This window comes from Pedobacter sp. GW460-11-11-14-TSB4, from assembly GCF_059423705.1.
In genome coordinates, this window is record NZ_JBWKYI010000021.1 from 34,400 (window position 1) to 49,704 (window position 15,305).

General features: G+C 38.3%; 14 protein-coding genes. 8 read left to right on the plus strand and 6 right to left on the minus strand.

Translation table 11 applies throughout. The annotated features are described in order from the left end of the window. Nucleotides 1-19: 19 nt before the first annotated feature. On the minus strand, nt 20-3,046 hold the full coding sequence (locus AC07YT_RS18295) for a glycosyltransferase family 117 protein (RefSeq protein ID WP_086549083.1): 3,027 nt from the start codon (nt 3,044-3,046) through the stop codon (nt 20-22). 370 nt (nt 3,047-3,416) lie between these two features. Here AC07YT_RS18295 and AC07YT_RS18300 point away from each other — a divergent pair, with 370 nt between their 5' ends. The 3 genes from AC07YT_RS18300 to pth all read left to right on the plus strand — a co-directional run bounded on the left by AC07YT_RS18300 (nt 3,417) and on the right by pth (nt 5,927). Further along, on the plus strand, nt 3,417-4,358 hold the full coding sequence (locus AC07YT_RS18300; RefSeq protein WP_086549084.1) for a ribose-phosphate pyrophosphokinase: 942 nt from the start codon (nt 3,417-3,419) through the stop codon (nt 4,356-4,358). A gap of 224 nt (nt 4,359-4,582) precedes the next feature. Continuing rightward, nucleotides 4,583-5,167, plus strand: coding sequence for a 50S ribosomal protein L25/general stress protein Ctc (locus AC07YT_RS18305; protein WP_086549085.1), 585 nt, complete (start codon nt 4,583-4,585; stop codon nt 5,165-5,167). Between the two features lie 199 nt (nt 5,168-5,366). Then, nucleotides 5,367-5,927 carry an aminoacyl-tRNA hydrolase gene (gene pth / locus AC07YT_RS18310; protein ID WP_029278331.1) on the plus strand — a complete coding sequence of 187 codons (561 nt, stop codon included), beginning with the start codon at nt 5,367-5,369 and terminating at the stop codon, nt 5,925-5,927. 761 nt (nt 5,928-6,688) lie between these two features. On the opposite strand, the gene AC07YT_RS18315 is transcribed toward pth, so the two are convergent. Together AC07YT_RS18315 and AC07YT_RS18320 are read right to left on the minus strand one after the other, a co-directional pair. After that, a complete protein-coding gene (locus tag AC07YT_RS18315; RefSeq protein ID WP_086549086.1) occupies nt 6,689-7,354 on the minus strand; it encodes a tetratricopeptide repeat protein in 666 nt (221 codons plus the stop codon). 123 nt (nt 7,355-7,477) lie between these two features. Further along, complete coding sequence (locus AC07YT_RS18320; protein WP_086549087.1) at nt 7,478-7,885, minus strand: hypothetical protein; 408 nt, start codon at nt 7,883-7,885, stop codon at nt 7,478-7,480. A gap of 105 nt (nt 7,886-7,990) precedes the next feature. Here AC07YT_RS18320 and recF point away from each other — a divergent pair, with 105 nt between their 5' ends. Beyond that, on the plus strand, nt 7,991-9,094 hold the full coding sequence (recF, locus tag AC07YT_RS18325; protein ID WP_086549088.1) for a DNA replication/repair protein RecF: 1,104 nt from the start codon (nt 7,991-7,993) through the stop codon (nt 9,092-9,094). Then, nucleotides 9,087-9,377, plus strand: a complete 291-nt coding sequence (locus AC07YT_RS18330) for a DciA family protein (protein WP_086549089.1) — start codon at nt 9,087-9,089, stop codon at nt 9,375-9,377. The genes recF and AC07YT_RS18330 overlap by 8 nt, the downstream gene beginning before the upstream one ends. 291 nt (nt 9,378-9,668) lie before the next feature. Here AC07YT_RS18330 and AC07YT_RS18335 read toward each other — a convergent pair whose 3' ends face one another. The 3 genes from AC07YT_RS18335 to AC07YT_RS18345 all read right to left on the minus strand — a co-directional run bounded on the left by AC07YT_RS18335 (nt 9,669) and on the right by AC07YT_RS18345 (nt 11,473). Next, nucleotides 9,669-9,842 carry a hypothetical protein gene (locus AC07YT_RS18335; protein WP_494945450.1) on the minus strand — a complete coding sequence of 58 codons (174 nt, stop codon included), beginning with the start codon at nt 9,840-9,842 and terminating at the stop codon, nt 9,669-9,671. A 302-nt stretch (nt 9,843-10,144) separates the two neighbouring features. Continuing rightward, entirely contained in the window at nt 10,145-10,918 is a 774-nt protein-coding gene (gene bamJ / locus AC07YT_RS18340) for a BamJ family beta-barrel-assembly machinery protein (protein ID WP_086549091.1), read from the minus strand. Between the two features lie 135 nt (nt 10,919-11,053). Next, nucleotides 11,054-11,473: a nucleoside-diphosphate kinase gene (locus tag AC07YT_RS18345; protein WP_025144153.1), complete on the minus strand. Its 420-nt coding sequence runs from the start codon at nt 11,471-11,473 to the stop codon at nt 11,054-11,056. A gap of 241 nt (nt 11,474-11,714) precedes the next feature. Between AC07YT_RS18345 and AC07YT_RS18350 the strand changes: the two genes are divergently transcribed. The 3 genes from AC07YT_RS18350 (at nt 11,715) to AC07YT_RS18360 (ending at nt 14,932) form a co-directional block, all read left to right on the plus strand. Next, nucleotides 11,715-12,725, plus strand: a complete 1,011-nt coding sequence (locus tag AC07YT_RS18350) for a DHH family phosphoesterase (RefSeq protein ID WP_086549092.1) — start codon at nt 11,715-11,717, stop codon at nt 12,723-12,725. A gap of 48 nt (nt 12,726-12,773) precedes the next feature. Continuing rightward, entirely contained in the window at nt 12,774-13,760 is a 987-nt protein-coding gene (locus AC07YT_RS18355; RefSeq protein ID WP_086549093.1) for an FKBP-type peptidyl-prolyl cis-trans isomerase, read from the plus strand. A gap of 203 nt (nt 13,761-13,963) precedes the next feature. Continuing rightward, nucleotides 13,964-14,932, plus strand: coding sequence for an FKBP-type peptidyl-prolyl cis-trans isomerase (locus AC07YT_RS18360; RefSeq protein ID WP_086549094.1), 969 nt, complete (start codon nt 13,964-13,966; stop codon nt 14,930-14,932). Nucleotides 14,933-15,305 lie beyond the last annotated feature (373 nt).

Here is a 15,305-nt window from a genome sequence, read left to right on the forward strand (position 1 = left end):
AATTTAGTATGTTTTTTGCTTAGCCTGCTGCAAAAGGGGTAAACCTTGTAATCAGGTTGTTGTATTGTTTTTCCAGGCTTTTGCTCAGCCCCACCTGTTTAAATACCTCGGTTAATTTTACCATTTGTCCTAAATAGCCTAGATAAAAACGCACATCCTGCTCTGATGATAGCTGGTTTTTGCTTTCTGAAACATCAGCCAGGTGGGTCAATTCCTTACCTACATAATCGGCCGTTTTTTTGATCATGGCATTTGCACGGTTTAAATCATTTAAACGATATAGACTTTCGGTGAAATAATAAGTGCTCATTACCTGGCGCATACTGTAAAATTTAGCTGGAATCACCTCGTAATATTTGTCAGCCACTTTTTTGCTCTCGGTAATTTTACCTTCGTTTATTAAACCAGTTAATAAACCGTTAAACATATTGGAGAACATGGTGACATCATCAGCAGACTGCCTGTCTAAATGATTGGCATTTTTAATGTTGCCGAAGCCATACACGTTCATTAGGTTGTTGTACATCGGTTTTAGGTTAACCCGGTCAAAATCCTGTGTGATTGCGGTATCTGGTTTTAAGGGGAGTAACCTTTTGTTGAGGCCTTCTGAATAGAGGTATTTGTTAAGCCCGATGTATTGCTCATTTGGCATGGCGCCGCTGAAATAAATCGGTCGTTCCCAGTTATTATGTGTTAAAATATCAAATAAAGCTAAGGTGCCTTTGGTTACAAAATTAGAATTGTAGGTCCATTCCATGCTGCTTGCAATTTTGCCTGCATCTTCTTTGGGTACAGTGCCGGTATCTAAAACCTGTTGCGGACTTACGGCCATTTTAAGGTTTTTGGTAGGCAGTACGTTGTATTTGGATCCATCCGTCATGGTTACCTTATCTTCATCATGATCGGATAGGAGCACGTCTAAAATTTCCTGTAACTCGATATGTTGCGCAATCTTATAATCCTGATAGTACATGATATCCCTTGTACCTTCAACATATTGCTCGTGTTTTAAGGTAATGGGTAGGGGAGCCGATTCATTTTGTTTTTTCCGCATCCCATCGATGTACCAATCGGCTGTAAATAAACTTAAATTTACCACCCGCACATCCGGACGGATATTTTCTACCTCTTGTGCATACCACACCGGATAGGTATCATTATCACCATAGGTGAATAAGATGGCGTTAGGGGCGCAGGATTTTAGATAATTAACCGACATATCCCGCGCCAGGTGACTGTCAGAGCGGTCATGATCATCCCAGCCCTGATTGGCCATAATTATCGGAGCACCCAATAAAGCAATAACCGAAGCAAAAACACTCGCCCGCAGTGGCGTTAATTTTTGGAAAACCCAATCCTTTAACCCAAATACACCTAAACCTATCCAAATGGCAAAAGCATAAAACGACCCTACGTAGGCATAATCCCTTTCGCGTGGCTCCACAGGAACAGAGTTAAGGTAAACTACAATAGCCACACCGGTAAAAACAAAGAGTAGACCGATAATGCCCGCATCTTTCTGGTTTCGCTTAAAATGCCAGACAGCACCAATTAAACCGATAATTAATGGCAGGAAGAAAAATCTATTGTATGCTTTATTTTCTACAATGGAAGGTGGCAGATTTTGTTGACTACCAAGCCTGATGGCATCCAACGGTTTTACACCACTAAGCCAATTACCATCTTTTCCGCCAAACTGCCCATCTTCATTATCCTGCCTGCCAACAAAATTCCACATAAAATAACGCATGTACATTTGCCCGGTCTGGAAAGAGAACATGTATTTTAGGTTATCCATTAAGGTAGGTTTGTGCTCATCATCAAAACCCATATAACTTTTGTAAAAGTTAATGTGTTCGGGTTTATCACTGTACATGCGGGGCAGCAAAGTTTTATCGGCAAAAACATATGCCGATTTTGTGCCCGCAAGTTCATATTTCTTGTCGCCTTTACGGATAATTTTGCCGGTCTCTTTAATGTCGGTTTTTTCTGAATTGTAGTTCTCCCCGTAAAATAGTGGCCTGTCGCCATACTGGTCGCGACCAACATACCTCGAAAAAGAATATACATTATCTACATTATAGTTGTTTAGGTTTGGTTTTGCCTGCGCCCTGATAATAAGCAGTGCGAAAGAGCTGTATCCGAAAAGTAGTAAAACAGTAAATAACATGGCCAGGTTTAAAACCCGTTTATTTTTCAGGATGGAATAACGGATACCATAAACCAAACTCCCAATAAGAAGTACGGTGAAGAACAGTATGCCTGTTCCAAAGCCTAAACCCATGGTGTTTACAAAAAAGTAGTCGAAATTTGCCGCAAAAGATATAACATACTGAATGATACCAAATTGCACCACCGCCAGTACAGCAATCGAAATCATAAATACTTTTAAAACGCTTTGCCAATTGGGTGACGGGTTCTTTTTAAAATAATAAACAAATATTAAGGCAGGTATGGTAAGCAGGTTTAAAATGTGTACACCAATAGAAATCCCCATGATGTAAGCCACAAAAAGTAACCAACGTTCTGACTTTGGTTCATCAGCCTGCGATTCCCATTTTAATATGCCCCAAAATACAATCGCACTACAAAGCGACGACATGGCGTAAACCTCTGCTTCTACGGCCGAAAACCAAAAGCTATCAGAAAAGGCATAAGCTAAAGCCCCAACAAAACCTGCACCCATAATACCGATGATTTTTTGGTTGGTAATTTCTTCTCCTTTTTTAATAATCGTTTTCCTGGCCAGTGCTGTAATGGTCCAGAATAAAAAGAGAATGGTACCTGCACTTGCCAGCGCCGAAGAGATATTAACAAAATAGGCTACTTTGGTTTTATCGCCAAAAGCAAGCGCCGAAAATAACCTTTGGATCATGGAGACTATTGGAGCACCTGGCTGGTGAACCACCTCCATTCGGAAGGCTGAAGAAATAAATTCGCCACAGTCCCAGAAACTTACAGATTGATCTAAAGTTAAGATGTACGTGAGCGCGGCAACGATAAAACAGAGCCAGCCTCCAATGGTGTTGATCCTTGAGTAATTCATAGTTTAATTTTAGTCTTTGATAATAAATGATTTAAGTGGTTCGTAGTAAAAAAAGTCGCATAAAAAAAGAAAATGTTGCACGCTATATGATGATTTTTTTATCTTTGCATCGCAAACAGGAACAGCAGGAAAGAAATTAAAAATATTTTAAAATCACTCTTGCATATTTAAAATAAGGTTCCTACATTTGCATTCCCTTTCGAGGAGAATATCCTTGAGAAGTTTTTGTCCGATAGTATAAGGGTAGTACAACGGTTTTTGGTACCGTTTGTCTTGGTTCGAATCCAGGTCGGACAACGAAAATTTAACGTCGGATCATGTTTTAAATAGACATGATCCGATTTTTTTTAACCGTAAACTACACGAACCCATGCCATTGCAGTTTAACCCGGTAAAACTTTTTTCCGGAACAGGTTCTAGGGGATTATCACTTAAGATTGCCGAACATTACGGCAAGCCACTTGGTAGCGTAACCATTCACAAATTCAGTGATGGAGAGTTTCAGCCTTCCTTTGATGAGTCAATTCGTGGTAGTGATGTTTTTCTAATCCAGTCTACTTATCAGCCCAGCGATAATTTAATGGAACTTTTGTTAATGGTTGATGCTGCTAAAAGAGCATCGGCACATTATATTACAGCAGTAGTTCCTTATTATGGTTTAGCCCGTCAGGATAGAAAAGATAAACCGCGTGTAGCAATCGGTGCCAAATTGGTGGCGAACTTATTAAAATCAGCAGGTATCCACCGCATTATGACGATGGATTTGCATGCTGCACAGATACAGGGTTTCTTCGATATTCCGGTTGATCACTTAGATGGATCGGTAATCTTTGTACCTTATATCAAAAGCTTAGGCTTAAAAAACTTAACTATTGCATCGCCAGATATGGGCGGTTCGTACAGGGCACGTACTTTTGCCAAGTTTTTTAATGCTGAGGTAATTATTTGCGATAAACGCCGTAAACGTGCCAACGAAATCGAATCAATGTCGATTATTGGTGATGTGACCGGACAGGATGTGGTATTGATCGATGATATTTGCGATACTGCCGGAACCTTATCAAAAGCTGCGGCTTTGATTATGGAAAACGGTGCAGCAAGTGTAAGAGCGGTTTGTACACATGCGGTATTATCAGGCAAAGCAATTGAAACGGTAGAAAATTCGGTATTAACCGAATTAATCGTAACGGATACCATTCCATTAAAACAGGAAAGTCCAAAAATCAGGGTGCTAAGTACAGCCGGTTTATTTGCGAGGGCAATTGCCAATGTAAACGAGCATGGTTCGATTAGTGATCTGTTTAGAGTATAAATAAGGTTGAAGGTAGAGGGTTAAAGGCTTAAGGTCTTGATACTCGACACTTAATACTGATTACTAATAAATAAGGCGGTAGGTAGAGGGTTAAAGGCTTAAGGTCTTGATACTCGATACTTAATACTAACTACTAATAAATAAGGTGAAAGGTAAAGGGTTAAAGGCTTAAGGTCTTGATACCCGATACTTAAACTTGATACTAATAATTAAATAAAAATAAAATGAAAACAATCGCAATTAGCGGTTCTCCAAGAGAGAACGTAGGGAAACGCGATGCCAAGGAACTTCGTTACGAAGGTAAAGTTCCGGCGGTATTGTATGGTGGAAAAGAGCAACAACACTTCGCTGTAGTTATTGCTGACTTAAGAGATGTTATTTATACCCCGGATGTAAACTTTGTGGAGATTGATGTGAACGGTACTAAAACTAAAGCTATCGTAAAAGACACTCAATTTCACCCACTTACCGACGTATTAATGCACATCGATTTTCTTCAGTTATTCGACGAGAAAGAAATCGTTATGGAGATCCCGGTTAAATTAACAGGAACTTCTCCAGGTGTTAAAATGGGGGGTAAATTAATCCAGAAATTACGTAAACTACGTGTTAAAGCATTACCAGCTGATATGCCACAAAACGTAGAAGTAAGCTTAGAGAAATTAGAAGTAGGTAGTTTATTCCGTGTTCGTGACCTTAAAGGTGATAAATACGTAATCACTAACACTCCTGAAGATACTATCGTTTCTGTTGCAATGTCTAGAGCATTAAAACAAGCAGAAACTGAAGCTGCTAAAGGTAAAAAATAATCAGGATTCTTAGGGTTTCTTGATTTCAAGATGAAGCGTTTCGATTTAGTTCGGAACGCTTTTTTTATTTACACCAGGATTAATCCGCTATCCGCCTCACGCTATCCGTTACAACCTGTCTGGAAATGAATGAATTAATTCGTAGTATAGACTCCCGACTTCGGACTCCGGACTTCGGACTTTTTTTTATCTTTGCGCCATGAAATATCTTATAGTTGGCTTAGGAAATATCGGACCAGATTATGCGCACACCCGGCATAACATTGGTTTTGATATTGCTGATGAACTGGTTAAAAATTTAGATGGAAGTTTCGAGAATATCCGCCTGGCTTATTATTCGGAAGTGAGCTTTAAAGGACGTAAACTCCACGTTATTAAACCAACCACTTTTATGAACTTAAGTGGTAAAGCGGTAAACTATTGGATGAAAGAGCTAAAAATAGCACCAGAAAATGTTTTGGTTATTGTTGACGACCTTGCATTACCGCTGGGTAAGCTAAGGTTAAAGCTGCAGGGCTCCAGCGCTGGCCATAATGGTTTAAAAAGCATCGAAGAGGTTTGTGGCGGACAAAACTACGCGCGTCTCCGCTTTGGCATTGGCAGCGATTATCCGAAAGGCAGGCAGGTCGATTTCGTTTTGGGTTTGTTTGATAAGAATGAACAATTGGAGCTTCCTGCATTGATTGATAAGAGCGTTGAGCTGATTAAAAGTTATGTAACCGTTGGGCCTGCCCACACCATGACGGCTTTTAATAAGTAATGGTTAATTGGTTAACTGTTCTTGCTGTCATCCTGAATGCAGCAAGGAATCTTTTATGACGAAGGAATTCCCTCGAGGGATAAAACAAATTTAACCTTATATGTTCCTCATTGCCTTATGTGGTAATAAGTGGCAAGGTTCCGTTAGAAAGGATAATTTGGAAAGCAATTGCAGAGGCTCTTTTTATTGTTCGTCCTGCTTTTCATTGCAAGTCCTCACCCGATAAAGGATCGGGCTCCGGGCTTTCCATTTCAATCAGGTTTATAGGGCAGTGTCTTTGCTGCTGTTAAAGATTGAATCGCATGGTTTTATAGATGTTCTTTTCTGCACCATGTAATTTCAAATAGTATTGCTGGCCGCGCCACCTAAACCCGATTACAGCGAACATCCCGATTTTAAGCACTGTTTTTTTTGCTTTTTATGGTGTGCTTGCTTGTTTCACAGGTTTCATCGGGATAAAGCGTAAAGCGGGGCCATCTCATCAAAAAAATAGCTGCCCCTGATTTTCAGAAAAACAATGATTATTAGAATAGCTCGTCTATCGTTAGGCGCGCAACCCAATACAGAAATAGATTTGTCATGTTGAGCCTGTCGAAGGATCTGCTATAATACATCGCAAAGCGTTTCGACAGGCTCAACATGACAGATCCGAACAGATATCAATCTTTTGAAACTGCCTTAAAGACCGATTGATGAATATTCAATAAACAAAAAAAGACCATCTTTCGATGATCTTTTCCTAAATATGTTTTAGTTAATGATTATTTAACTTTTTCCTGAGCTCTTGCAATGTAAGCATCAATTAATTGTGCTTCTGCGCTCTCCGGATATTGAGTTTTTACTTTAGTATAAGCTTCAACAGCACCTTTGAAATCATTTTGGCTTTCGTTAACCAAACCTAATTTCTTTAGGAACATTGGTGAAGTAAATTTACTTGCTTTATCTGCCGCTTTTTTATAGTAAGTAGCTGCTTGTTTGTAGTCTTTCAATTCGCTGTAAGCATCACCTAATAAACCTAAAGCCAATGGATCTGCAACCGGGCTGCCAGTAGCGCTATATTTACCTAATGATTCAATCGCTTGTTTGTACTCGCCTTTACGCAAATAAATACCACCCAAATAAAGGTTCGCTAAGTTTGCCGATTTTGTGTTATCGTATTCTTTAGCAATCTGCTCTAAGCCTGGGTAGCCACCTTCGCCTTTAACCGCTTTGTTCGATAATGAATCTACGCCAACAAATTGCTCTGCTTTGTACATTTTGCTAGCGGCTTCTTCAGCACGACCTTTTAAATACACGCCTTGATACCAAAGATATATTAAAACTAATAAAACTACAGCACCTGCAATAAACAGTAAGCTCTTATTATTCTCTTGTAAAAATGAACCTTTTTTAGTTGGTTGAATTGTCTGGTTATCTGTTGTAGACATGTTTGTTTAAAAAATTTAAGATTGCAAAAATACATTTTTCAATCAAAGTATCAATCTTTATTTTGAAGTATTTGATTAAACATTAGTTATTTAGGCGTGCAGATTGTAAAATCGTGATGAACATTAGCGTAACAAGCTAATTAATGTATTAAACCAGGTTTGGTTATCACTAAAAATACCGGTGTGGTTAATCACCAAATAGATCGTTTGACTTTCAGAGCGGCTCAACGTTGATCTAATTCGGATGGGTTGCCAGAATGCGCCGAAGTTTTTGGCCGAGGAAGCCGGAAATAAATCGTCGAAGCCCATATAAACCTCTTCTATATGGGATAATGGGAGTTCTAATTGTTCATCCCCGGTAATAAAAAGGCCGTTAGAGGCCAGCAGGATATTGCCCTCGTGATTATGAATTGGCTTTAAAAACGAAAATAAACCTGCTATTTTTTTAATCCAGCCTGAGCTTTTCTCATTGGTAAGTTCATGATCGTAAGACCACAGAACATTCCCTTCTAACATTTTTTGTGCAACCATCTAATTTTCCTTGCTATGAAAGTACAATTTTTTTAAGTGTTATTAACGTTTATTTTAAACAATGGGTGTTAAGAGGCTAAAAAACGGTAAATTTGTGACATATTTATGTGGTTAAAAAATATTACCCTTCTAAATTTTAAGAACTATACCGATGCAGATCTCCATTTCTCGGAAACTGTGAACGTTTTTACGGGTAATAATGGCTCAGGTAAAACGAATATGCTCGATGCCATTCACTATCTCTGTCTATGTAAAAGTTACTTTAACCCCATCGATAGCCAGCAGATTAAAACCAATGAAGAGGTTTTTATGATCCAGGGCGATTTTGACCGCAATGAAAAAAATGAAAAAATTTCCTGCGGTGTAAAACGTAATCAGAAAAAACAGTTCAAACGCAATAAAAAAGAATACGAGAAACTGGCCGATCATGTTGGGCTTTTTCCGGTGGTGATGGTTTCGCCTTATGATGTAAACCTGATTATGGAAGGCAGCGAGGAACGGAGAAAGTTTATTGATAATGTGATTTCGCAAACCGATGCACATTACCTCGATCAGCTGATTACCTATAACCGCATTCTGTTAAACCGGAATGCTTTGCTAAAACAGATTGCGATTACCAGAAAGTACGATCCTACGCTGCTCGAAATTTTGGACGAACAACTGGTTTTTGCCGGCAATAAGATATTCGCTATCCGTAAAGCGTTTATGGATGAGTTTATTCCGCTGTTTAACCAATATTATACCTACCTTACCGAAAACAAGGAAATTGTTGAGCTGAATTATCAGTCGCAATTAAATGAGGCTACTTTCGAAGAACTGTTAAAAAAATCAGTAGAAAAAGACCGTGTACTGGAGCGGACCACAACCGGTATCCATAAAGATGAACTGGCTTTTGTGATCAGCGATATGCCTTTAAAGAAGTTTGGCTCACAGGGTCAGCAAAAATCATTTTTAATTGCTTTGAAGATTGCTCAATACGCTTACCTTGCCAAAAACAAAGGATTTAAGCCTTTGCTTTTGCTGGATGATATTTTTGATAAGCTGGATGATAACCGCGTTCAAAAACTTATGCAAATGGTTTCCCACCATGATTTTGGGCAGATATTTATTACAGATACAGGAAGAGAAAGAGTAAAATCAATTTTTGAAAAAATAGAAGTTGATGTAACTTTGTTCGAAGTAGATAACGGAACTATACAAAATGCGTAAACCCAATGATGTTACTGTAAAAGATGCCATCAGCAAAATGCTGGATGTATACCGTTTGCGCCGTAAATTCGACGAAACTTCCATCTTGTCTATCTGGCCGGAAATTATGGGCACCGCTATAGCCAACAGGACCAAACAGATTTACATCCACGATAAAAAACTATTTTTACGTATCGAATCTTCAGTCATTAAAAATGAATTGGTGATGGTACGCCAGGGCATTATCCAGAAACTGAATGAACATGCCGGTAGTGTGGTCATCACCGAAATGATTTTTTTATAGGTATAAAGACCTGTAGGATTAATATATCATTGTCATCCGGAGGGATAATTATTCTATAAAAACCAATATAAATTGATTTTTTTGCAGATAGGCTTCGAGGTAGCGTCATTCCCAACTCGATTAGGAATCGTAATGCAAGTGCACTAAGATTCCCGCCTGTGTGGGAATGACGATCAGGTCATTAAAATCCTGTCAAAGGTAACTTGTCGATGGACCTGCTTAAATGTAGTTTCAAGTGCTTTGACGACCTGTGCCGATTCATCGGCAGGCGCTATGTGACAGGTAGAAAAATTAACCCCTTCCTCCAAATACCTTCGATAAAATCCAGATGAGCAGTGCAACCACTACCACTACAATAATAATACCCGACCAAACGCCGGCTTTAAATATACCTTCTACGAGTTCACAACTGCTTAAGGTGCTGCATAAAAATGCGATCAGTGCTAAAGGGAATGCTCTTTTCATATTCATGTTAATTTGTAATAGCTAACATCGAATAAGAGAGAAAGTTTTGGTAAACGTCAAGATTCGTCCTGCCGAACTTGTTTCAGCATCCCAATTTGCTAACATCTAATTGCACATTTATGGCTATAGCCGTTCGGTAATAAACCCGACAAAGCGGCATAGCCCGCATCCCGATATTTCATCGGGAGAGGACTATAAGCGGTGGCAGGGCTACACTGGCCACCTAGCATTAACATTGTTTTCCAAAAAAAAAGCCTGCTCAATAAATAAGCAGGCATCTTCACTATAATTTTTAAAGATTGTTATTTTCCGTTCACTTTTAACAATTCCACCTCGAAAATTAAAGTGCTGTATGGCGGAATATCCTGTCCTGCGCCACGTTCGCCGTAAGCCAGGTTGTAAGGAATAAAGAATTTATATTTCGAACCCGCAGGCATTAACTGTACGCCTTCTGTCCAGCCTTTAATTACCTGGTTTAAAGGAAAGGAAATCGGTTCACCTCTGTCGTAAGAGCTGTCGAATTGTTTTCCGTTTAATAATGTTCCTTTATAATGAACCAGTACCGAATCGGTTGCCAATGGTTTAACGCCAGAGCCAGCCGTTAAAACCTCGTATTGTAAACCGCTTGCAGTTGTTTGTACACCTGCACGTTTTTTGTTCTGTTCTAAGAAATCTTGTCCTTCTTTCATAATTGGTGCGTATTTAATTTTATTTGCGGCTTCTTCAGCTTTGTTTTTTACTGATGATGCCTTGGCTAATGCCTCGTTAATACATTGTTGTGCCTGTTGTTGCGTTAAAATAACCTTACCTCCTGTAAAGGCATCTTTTAGTCCTTTTAACAGTACTTCGTAATTTAGGGTAGAAAGGCCGGTTGTTTTTAAACCTGCGCCGATGGAAGTACCAAAAGCATAACTGGTAGAATCTAAGGTAGATTTTAAACCTGCAGTAGTGCTTGATGTTTTACTTGCAGCTGTGGTCGGTTTTTGGGCAACAGGTTTCTTTGCTGTTGTTTTGGTTTGTGCATAAGATGCAACAGCGATACCGGATAGACATACCGCTAAAAAAATTCTTTTCATTGATTATTTTATGTGTAATTAATTCCAACAGGTTTAAAATGGTGGATGATATTTTAAGGCCGAAAGATACAAAATAGATAAAACAATAAAACCCCGAATGTTCGGGGTTTTATTGTAAGTTTTTTGTGTTGGGAACTAGAAACGTTCGTCTGCTTTGAAGAAGAAGTTACCTTCAATTTCTGCATTCTCATCAGAATCTGAACCGTGAACCGCATTTGCATCGATTGATTTTGCATATTTCTGACGGATAGTACCTTCTGCAGCCTCAGCCGGGTTAGTCGCACCGATCAGTTTTCTGAAATCTTCAATGGCGTTGTCTTTTTCTAAAATAGCAGCAACAATAGGTCCTGAAGACATAAAGCTTACTAAATCTTTGTAAAAAGGACGCTCAGCGTGAACAGCATAAAACTGACCAGCAGTTTCGTCTGTAAGTTTAGTATATTTTAATGCGATGATTTTGAAACCTGCATTAGTAATGTCGTTAATGATTGATCCGATATGGCCGTTTGCTACTGCATCAGGCTTAATCATGGTAAAAGTTCTGTTAGTGCTCATTGTGTTTTTGATATCAAATTTTTTGCAAAAATACGTTTTAATTGATGAATAATCAATAAACATTGTTTTTCAGTCGCGAATCGAGGTTAGTAATGGATAATTAGGCTTAAAATGGCTAACTGAGCTTTTTTATGCTGTATAATCCTGTTAATCTCCATCTCTTTTAAAACTATGATCCTACTAATCCTAAAATCCTTTAATCCTAATCTAAATTTACTTAGCTTTGCAGCGCAAAAAATATATGCTTACACTAACTGAATTAAAAACATTATTGGCTACGCCACAACGAATTGTGATCACTACGCATCACAAACCCGACGGCGATGCGATGGGTTCATCTTTAGGTTTATATGGATATTTAATTCAAAAGGGCCATCATGTTAAGGTAGTCACACCCACAGATTATCCTACCTTTTTGCATTGGATGCCTAATAATGGCGATGTTATTATTTTTACGGAGCAGCAAGAAGAAGCAGCCAGGTTAGTGGATGAAGCTTCGGTTATTTTCTGCCTTGATTTTAATACCCTAAGCCGCATTAATGAGTTAGGCGAATTGGTTAGGGCAGCGGGCGCAAAAAAAATCATGATCGATCATCACCTCGAACCTGAGGATTTTGATGATTACCGTCACTGGGATATCAATGCCTGTGCTGCTGCGCAGTTGGTTTACGATTTTATTGTTAACCAATTGGAAGATAAAGCTGGGATCAATAAAGATGTTGCTGCTTGTTTGTATACCGGTATTATGACCGATTCGGGATCTTTTCGTTTCCCATCCGCAACAGCGGAGGTTTATCGTATTGCAGCAGATTTGATCGATCTGGGTGCAGAGCATTGGAAAATCCATCAATTGGTATACGATAACGCGAGCGAAAATCGTTTACGCTTTTTGGGTTATTGCCTGTCAAACAAGTTAGAGGTAATCAGAGAATACAATACGGCCATTATTTCAGTTACCAAAGAAGAACTGGCACAATACCATAGCGCAACCGGCGATACGGAGGGCGTGGTGAACTATGCTTTATCAATTAACGGGATCCGTTTAGCCGCATTAATTGTTGAGCGTCCGGATAAGGTTAAATTATCGGTGAGATCAACAGGCGATTTTCCAGCCAACGAAATCTGTAAAAAGTATTTTAATGGCGGTGGGCACAGAAATGCAGCAGGTGGTGCAGCAGAAAAACCTTTAGCTGATGTAATAACCGAATTTAAATCGATATTAGCAGAATATAAAGAACAATTGATTGCTTAGAAACAAGAAATAAAAACAATAAAAACTTAAAAAAGTCAAATTAAATAAATGAAAAAGGGAATTATTATTCTAGCAGCAGCCACTTTAGGTTTAGCGGCATGTAACAAAGAGAAAAAGGGAGCTGGTGGGTTATTGTATACCATCCACCACTCTGCAGGTAACGAGAAAATTAAAGAAGGCGATATCGTTAAAATGAATTTTATTCAGAAAAACGATAAAGATTCAGTTTTATCAAGCACTTTCGATAGCGAAACTCCTGCAGTATTTCCTGCACAGAAAAAAATGTATGCTGGTGATATGAACGATGTTTTAACATTGTTTGGAGAAGGCGATAGCGCTACTTTTAAAGTAAACTTAGATACTATGGCACTTCATAGTAAACAACCTAAGCCAGAGCAGTTCAAAAATGATAAATACATCACTTTTACAGTAAAAATCGAAAAAGTATTCAAGAAAAAAACTGGCGAAGCTGATTCTACTTTTAACAAAAGAGCACAGGAATATTTCCAGGCTGATTATAAAGCTACTACAGAAAAAAGAAAAGCTGCTGAACCTGCTAAACTTAAAGCATATTTAGAAGATACTAAACTGGCTACCAAAACTACTGCAAGTGGATTACATTACATTATAGAACAAGCAGGTAGTGCAGAAAAACCAGCTTTAGGCGATACTGTATTAATTGATTATACTGGTAGAGTAACTAAAAAAGGTAAAGATGATAAATACAAAATCTTCGATACAAGTGATGAGAAACTGGCTAAAGCAGAAAACGAATTTAAGCCAGGTAAACCTTACGGTCCTCAAAAAATGCCAGTTGGCGGTACAATCCCAGGATTTACTGAAGCTTTACAGTTAATTGGTAAAGGTGGTAAAATTAAAGTGATTATCCCTTCTAACTTAGGTTATGGAGAGCAAGGTGCACCACAAGTAGGTATTATGCCTTTCAGCCCAATTGCTTTCGATTTAGAAATCAAAGATATTATCAAAGGAAAACCAGCTCCAGCGGCTCCAGTTGCTCCGGTAGTTAAAAAATAATTTCTTAACCAATATTTTAAAATCCTGCTTATTTATTTAGGCAGGATTTTTTTTTGCCCGTATTTTTTTGATACTGAACCAGGAAATAAAACATTTCAAAGATTTATAAAAACTTATTATAACCTATCTTTGTAGTGATCTAATAAAATAGCAGGTATTTTGAAAAAGGATAGTCCAGCTGTTTTTAAATAAATAAAACTTAAATGAAGAACAGAATTATTATTCTCTTGGCAGCAGCATTAGGCCTGTCTGCCTGTAACAAATTCGAAAAGGGTGAAGGAGATATGACTTACAAGATCTATAAAAGTGATGGTAAGCCAAAAATTCAGGATGGCGATTATGTAAAGTTAAACGGCGTTCAAACGGTTGAAACCAATACTAATCCCGATTCGGTAATGGTAAATACCTATGATAATGAACGCCCTGCTTTCTTTGCCATTAGTAAATCGATGTTTAAAGGCGATTTAGCCTCGGGCTTAAAACTGCTTGGCGAAGGAGATAGTGCTGTTTTTAAATTGAACCTGGATTCGATGGAGAAATATTCAGGTCAGCCTAAACCAAAAGGACTAAAATCAAACATTGCTTCTTTTACGATTAAAATTGAGAAGGTGTTGCACAAAGGGAAAGATCCCGATTCGATTTTCGAAGCGAAGAAACGACTTTTCTTTGAATCGGAATACAAAGCACTAAATGAAAAAAATAAAGTAGTAGAGCCTGCTAAAATTGCCAAATATATTGCCGAGAACGATTTAAAGGTAACTACTGCGCCATCTGGATTGCAATATGTGATTTCTGCTCCGGGAAACTCGGAAAGAGCAACTTTAACCGATACGGTATTAATGGACTACACGGGCCAGTTTACCAACAAAAAATCGAACGGAACATTGAACGTTTTTGATACTTCGAATGCTAAAATTGCAAAAGAAGCCGGGATTTTCTCTGAAAGTGTTCAATATGTGCCACGTAGCTTACCCTTAGGCCAATTGCCACAAGGCGTTATCCAGGGTATTCAGCTTATTGGTGTTGGCGGTAAAATCAAAATGATTTTGCCATCAAGACTGGGTTTTGGTGAAAATGGCGGCGGACCAATTAATCCATTTACCCCACTGGTATTTGATGTAGAACTGAAAGGCATTATTAAACCAAATGTAGCAGTACCGCTAGCGAAGTAAAATATTTACCATCACAAAAAAAAGCGCAAGGATCAGTAAATTATCATACTGGGCTTGCGCTTTTTTTATATTAAGAAATTGATAATTATAGTAGCAAAATAAAATTTTTGTTTAAATTAGATTAACAAAACAATTAATCATCCCTATTATCACTATGCGCTCAAACAGTACTACGATGTTTCTGGGCCTGAAATTAATGCTGTTTAGCATATTTTTCAATCTTTTTATAAAGGATGGATATTGTAGACAGGTAATGGCTTTATATCATTACCCAAAGTGCCGTAAAAATAACCACCGTATTTCCAAATCGCTTCACTCAACCGCTATGCAAAGGCAGGATGTTAATTTATTGGAAAATACTGAAAACAAATTG